Here is a 5,571-nt window from a genome sequence, read left to right on the forward strand (position 1 = left end):
CCCTGGTACGGGCCGAGAAACCTCAAAAAGCACGCCGGAGTCGTTAGCTTCAACGTCCCGCCGCTCCACCCGCACGACGTCGCGGCGATACTCGACGAGAACAACATAATGGTTCGCTCCGGCCACCACTGCGCCCTGCCGGTGATGAAGAAGCTGGGGATAAACGGGACGGTTAGGGCTTCCTTCCACGTCTACAACAGCCTTGAGGAGGTTGAGACGTTCCTCGGCGTTCTTGAGGAACTCCTTAAGGGGCTGAGGGGTTAAGCCCCAAGTCCCCCAGTCCCTCCCTGCAGTATGAAGACCGTGAACCTGACACCAAGCTCACTTGTTAGGACCGAACCCGGGTACTCGGGCCAGAATATTCTGATGCTCTTTTTGGCGTACACTTCGTTGCCCCTAACGTAGTACACATAGACGTCAACGACCGGCAACAGAACCCATGAGCGGATGACCACGAGGTAGTTCATTTTAACCGGGAGACCGAGGGTTGCATTCTTTCCTATGTCATAAACCCTGTAGACCCTCATGAGGCCAAGGGAGGGCAAACCGTAGGATTCTATGTTCTCCCTAGAGAACGAATACTGGGTTACAGGTGGCGAGGAGAGAACGCAGGAGGAGGTAAAACAAACGTTGCCTCCCAGGGGGGAGTGGAGGTTAACGTACATTGACGTTATCTCAAACCCTATCATGGACGTCACAATCAAACCCGCCAGCAAGAGCGAGGCAAACCGTTTAAGCCGGTAGTTGCCTTTACTTATGTAGTAGCGGCTTGTAACCGCCCATATGAGAATCACAACCGGTATCGTGATGTAGTAAAACGTCAAAAGGAGGACGAAGGGGAGGGGCTGAACGGCGTGTTCAATGTAGGCCATTTTCTCACCGGCAAAAGTTCTCCAAAAACTTAAAAAGGTTTAGGGAACTTCCTCGGGCAACTCACCGTGGAAGACGTCAACGGTTTCAGGACTGCGGACTATGTACGCACCGCTGGACTTCGTTATGAACTTCCTCGTCGGACCTGGAGGAACGCCGCTCGATTCGTAAACGAGGGACTGAACATCCGGGTCGTGGTAGAGGAGCAGAACGGGGCCGGAAACGTTCAGAAGGGAATCTATGGCGTACTGACTGGCGATTGCAGTTACCCGTCTTCTCAACGGCCGGGTCAAAAGCGGCAGGGCCGCGCCTCCCGCGGTAGTGTAAGCCAAGACGGCCCCGTCCGTCAGGCCCACGAATGCCTCGCGCCTCTTCTCAAAGACCGCCGCGAGGGTTAGGAAAGCTATGCCAACGAGGGTGATGCTGTGCGTCTCACCGAGGTTCACCAGAACGCTCCCCTTAAGCTCCGGAACGTCTCCGGTGTAAAACGCCTCGTCGAGGGGTGTGTAGCCCTCAATGATAACCTCCGAGTATTTTTCGCCCCTTTTGACGGCCTCTGGAACGCTTGAGACCTTGCCGAGAAGCACGTCAACGTAAAGCCTGTCTGTTAAGGACCTGTCGAGACCGTAGAGGGTTTGAACTATCGTAACGGCCGTGTACGGGTCAAGATAACTGGCTTTGTAGAGCTTTATCGGGTCGAGACCGAGGTTTTCCCCGTCCCTAACGTCAATGACGGTGTCAAACTCCCCCTCAACCCTACCCGTGGTGTCAAAAACAATCGGGGAGTAACCTATTTTCCTGTATTCGGCAATGAGATAGTTCATGAACCTAACGGGGTAGTCGTCCATCCCAAAGACCTTCAGGGTTCTTCCGTGGTATATCGGGTCGTAGAATATAGGCTCCTCACCCTCGAGGACTTTAACGGCTATCTTGCTCGGCCTCATGAGAACCACCGTGAAGGTATAGAAACAATAAGGTATAAACGGCTTTCTAAACGACCCTGACGAGCTTTTCCATCCAGGGACTTACGCGAACCCGTATGTAGCCCCTGAACTTTTCATCAACCTCCCTGTCACCGGTGTAAACCCTAACGTATCCACTCTCAACCTTTGAAGGCGTGGCCACAACAATCAAGTTCTCCTTTGGAACCCTTCTCAGAACTTCCGCCGAGAACTGCTGGTTTCCCCTTCCGAACAGGAAGTTGGCGCCTCCAATTATGGTAACGACGACCTTTGGATTTTTATCAGCGAACCGGAGCAGGTCCCTCTCGGTGGCATCCTTGACGAGGAGTTCAGCCTTGCCGTCCCTGACCGCAACGACGTCAACGCCGAGAAGCGTCCCGTCTATGCCAAGCTTGTCTTTAATCATCTTGAGCGTCGTTCCGGAGCCGAGGAAGTAAATCCCATCGTTTTCGAGGATTTCCTCCGCGACGGCATCCGTCAGGGCTTCAAGCTCCTCAGTTTCATCGGCCTTAATGGCTTCCTTGCTTCCCTGGACGAGGCTCTCAACGACCGGAACAAGGGCCTTTCCGTAGGTTTTAGCCCTGACCTCGTCCCTTCTGAATGCGTCCTCGTCTATATCCCTCACCTCCCTCTCCTCCAGCTTGGCCTCCCCGCGCAGGAACCTAACGAGGACTTCTGCAGCCTTTTCAGGCGAAACCGCGAAGACTCCTGAGTACATTTTAACCCCTGTGGGGATTCCGAGGATTGGAACCTTCCTATCGACCACGCTAACAACGTCACGAGCAGTTCCGTCGCCGCCTGCGAAGAGTAGGAGCTTAACTCTTCCGAGCATCTCGCGGGCTAGCTTTTTTGTGTGCTCTGAACTTGTGTCGGGGATTCTAATGCCCATAATTTCCCGATAGCGGATTTCCATGGGGATTACCTCAAAGATAAAACCGAACTCCCTCAGATAATCCTCGCCGAGCGGGCCCGGTCCCGTAAGAAAAGTCATCGAGCGCGCCTCGGGGTAGTGGGACAGCTCCCTTAAAAAAAGCCTGACAAAATCTGGAGAAACCGGCTTTGCCCCCCTTCTTATGGCCTCCTCAACGACGCCGTCGGTGCCCTTCAGGGCAACTTTTCCTCCCATTCCCGCTATTGGGTTCACTATGAGCCCTATCACGCTCTCACCTCATGTACTTCCTCGCGAACACCGTAAGGAAGACCGCCCACATGAACATTCCAAAGAGGGCCTCCACGGATGCTATGGCCCTGCCGACTCCCACGGGGTGGTAGTCGCCGTAGCCAAGGGTTGTTGCGGTCACTATGCTGAAGTACTCGTAGTCGAGAAACGTCATGACCTTTGATATCCCCTGAACGCTGTTGGTCACGAAGAAGAGGAGAGGAAACAGAACGTTGACTGCAAAGAGCCATATTATTATGGGCCTCTTCCAGTCTGTTCCGTACTTGCACGTTAAATCGGCGAACAGCCACTCAAAGCCGACCTCAAATCTGTCTACCAGCTTTTTAATGCCCTTCCGCCTCGTTTTCAGCCGGGCCTTCCTCCTCGCGACCATCTCGAGGTAGTAGTAGCTGTCGGCTCTCTCAAAGTCCCCACTGCGCTCCCAGCTTGTCCTCGCGAGGCGGTAGAAGACCTCCTCGGCGTAGGGGTTGTTGAAGCGGCAGTCTTCGATGACAACGAACCCCTCAACGGTCAGCTCCAGGGGAAGGCTCGGCAGAACGGTCATCGTCCAAGTTAAATCAACGTTAATTTGGCTCCTCCTGATTATCAGGTTGCTGTGAATGAAAACGTGAACGAACTCAGGGCTTTTAACGTTGCTCCACGTTATCTCAACGTGGCCGAAGACGTCGAGGTTCTCAAAGATGAGGTTTCCGGAGAAGCCGTTTATGGACAGCCTGACCTGCCTCTTGAACCGGGGGGCGGTGTCGAAGGAGACGTTCCTTATAACGAGGGAGTGAACCCTAACCGCCCGCCGTCCTGCCTCCGAGACCGTGAGACCATGCCCCTCCAGTATCTTCCTGAGCAGGGGATACCTGACGTTCACGCCGATTCTCCTCACGTCCCTGAGATTGGAGAACTCCACGAGGCCCTTGGCACTCCTTCCGCCGTAGCTTTCCTCTTCATTTTCGCCAACGTACTGGGTCGAGTTCAGCATGAGGTATTTAACGCTTGAGTCCCTTACGGAAATGTTGCTCGAAAAATCGACGCGGAGAATGTTCAGGCCGAAAACGCTCGAGTTCTTAACGAGAACTACCTCCATCTTGGACTGGAAGAGTATCACTCTGTCGACAGTGGAGTTTATTAAAACGAGGCCCTTAACCTCAGAGTCCTCGATGATGAGGTTTTTTATCTGGGAGTTTTTGAAGACGAGGATTTTCTCGGTTTTGTACTCACTGATGACCGCATCGTAAAGGTAAACTCCCTCAAAGTAGCTCTGACCGACCTTCAAGCGGCGCTGAAAGGTTTCGGCCTTAACTTCCCCGATTTTGTCCCCAAGTAGCTTCTCGCCCTCCTCAAAGGGTATGTGGAGCGGACAGTACTTGGAGCCTTCAACGGGCTTCAGCCTGCACTTCTGGCCGTTTTCATAGGTGTACTCGCACATCGAACTAATCTGAGCCGCTCAATAATTAAGGTTTTCTGCTCCTCAGAGCACGCATGTAGAAGACCTTTCCATTGTATTCAAGTCTCACGAGTTTGCCCTCGCTGAGAAGCCTCTCAACAACACTCCAGTCGGCGTTGTTCCTCGCTAGGAGCTCCCTGACGGCATCCTCACGCATTGGATGGACGGATGTTATGGAGAGTATGTCCTCGACGACGTCCCCGGTAGATGCGAACGCGTTGCCCTCGTATCCTATTAGATATTCCACCCTCTCTTCGCCGATTGCCTCCGCAAAAAGCTGATAGGCCCTGTTCACAGTGTCCTCGGGGGCGGGCTCCACCCACTTTTCGGCCGGGGGCCTGGTGGGAACTGCGATGTAGGCCCTGTCAGGCCCAAGCTCGGCCAGAAAGTCCGCTATTTTTTCGAGTTCGTTGCCGTAGTCGATGTTAATCAGCATGGTCTCCGTAACGACCGTCCCATCGAACTCGTCCTTGAAAATGAGCATGCCGTCGAGGATTTTCTCGAGAGACAGGCTTTTGTGGGGCCTGTCTATCTTCCTCCAGAGGTTCTCGCTTACCGCGTCCAGCTTGAGGGAAACGTAGTCAAAGAGCGAGAGGTCTTCCCTGACGTCCTTTCTCCAGATGAGTGAGGAGTTCGTGAGGATTGCCAGAGGAACCTCAAGCTCCCTCAGGAGTTCGGCCTCGAGGCCGAGGTTGATGTCAAGCGTTGGCTCACCGTCCGGAACGAAGGTAACGTAGTCAATCCTCTCCCCCTTTTCCATCGCGGCTTCAACCTTCTCTGAGACCTCCTCAAAGATTACCTCGGGCTCGTAAAAGGCCTCCCTCTCGACCTTCATCGTGAGGGTTCTCCCTATCTGGCAGTAAACGCACGCGTAGCTACAGACCTTGTCGGGTATGTTGTTCACACCGAGGCTCCTGCCGAGCCTCCTCGAGGGAACGGGACCGAAGGCTATCATACGACCACCGCTTGGAGTTCTTAAACCAAGATTTAAGGGTTGCCGTTTAACCCCCTTATGCTTTTATATCCGGCGGGATTATATATCCTAAAGCTCAAGGAGGCTTGAAAAATGGAAGCCCAAAATGGGGAGCTGGATGCAGTTCTCAAGGATTTAAAAAGGCTCG

At 53.6% G+C, this 5,571-nt stretch carries 6 protein-coding genes; 1 reads left to right on the plus strand and 5 read right to left on the minus strand.

The genetic code is table 11. The features are described from left to right. The coding region (locus MVK46_RS09695) for an aminotransferase class V-fold PLP-dependent enzyme (RefSeq protein WP_297536472.1) at positions 1–264 on the plus strand (264 nt) is incomplete at its 5' end. Here the strand turns inward: MVK46_RS09695 and MVK46_RS09700 are convergent. From MVK46_RS09700 to MVK46_RS09720, 5 genes are read right to left on the minus strand one after another with little or no spacing between them, the layout of a single operon-like run. Then, on the minus strand, positions 261–872 hold the full coding sequence (locus tag MVK46_RS09700; protein ID WP_297536473.1) for a hypothetical protein: 612 nt from the start codon (positions 870–872) through the stop codon (positions 261–263). The genes MVK46_RS09695 and MVK46_RS09700 overlap by 4 nt on opposite strands. A 39-nt stretch (positions 873–911) precedes the next feature. Continuing rightward, a complete protein-coding gene (locus tag MVK46_RS09705) occupies positions 912–1,814 on the minus strand; it encodes a hypothetical protein (protein ID WP_297536474.1) in 903 nt (300 codons plus the stop codon). Positions 1,815–1,860: 46 nt separating this feature from the next. After that, on the minus strand, positions 1,861–2,991 hold the full coding sequence (locus tag MVK46_RS09710; RefSeq protein WP_297536475.1) for an ATP-NAD kinase family protein: 1,131 nt from the start codon (positions 2,989–2,991) through the stop codon (positions 1,861–1,863). Positions 2,992–2,995: 4 nt separating this feature from the next. Further along, positions 2,996–4,432, minus strand: coding sequence for a potassium channel family protein (locus MVK46_RS09715; RefSeq protein ID WP_297536476.1), 1,437 nt, complete (start codon positions 4,430–4,432; stop codon positions 2,996–2,998). 25 nt (positions 4,433–4,457) lie between these two features. After that, the gene (locus MVK46_RS09720) at positions 4,458–5,405 is read right to left on the minus strand and encodes a radical SAM protein (protein WP_297536477.1); all 948 of its coding nucleotides are present in this window, start codon (positions 5,403–5,405) and stop codon (positions 4,458–4,460) included. Positions 5,406–5,571: the final 166 nt, after the last annotated feature.

The sequence above is a fragment of the Thermococcus sp. genome (genome assembly GCF_027066465.1).
GTDB lineage: Archaea > Methanobacteriota_B > Thermococci > Thermococcales > Thermococcaceae > Thermococcus.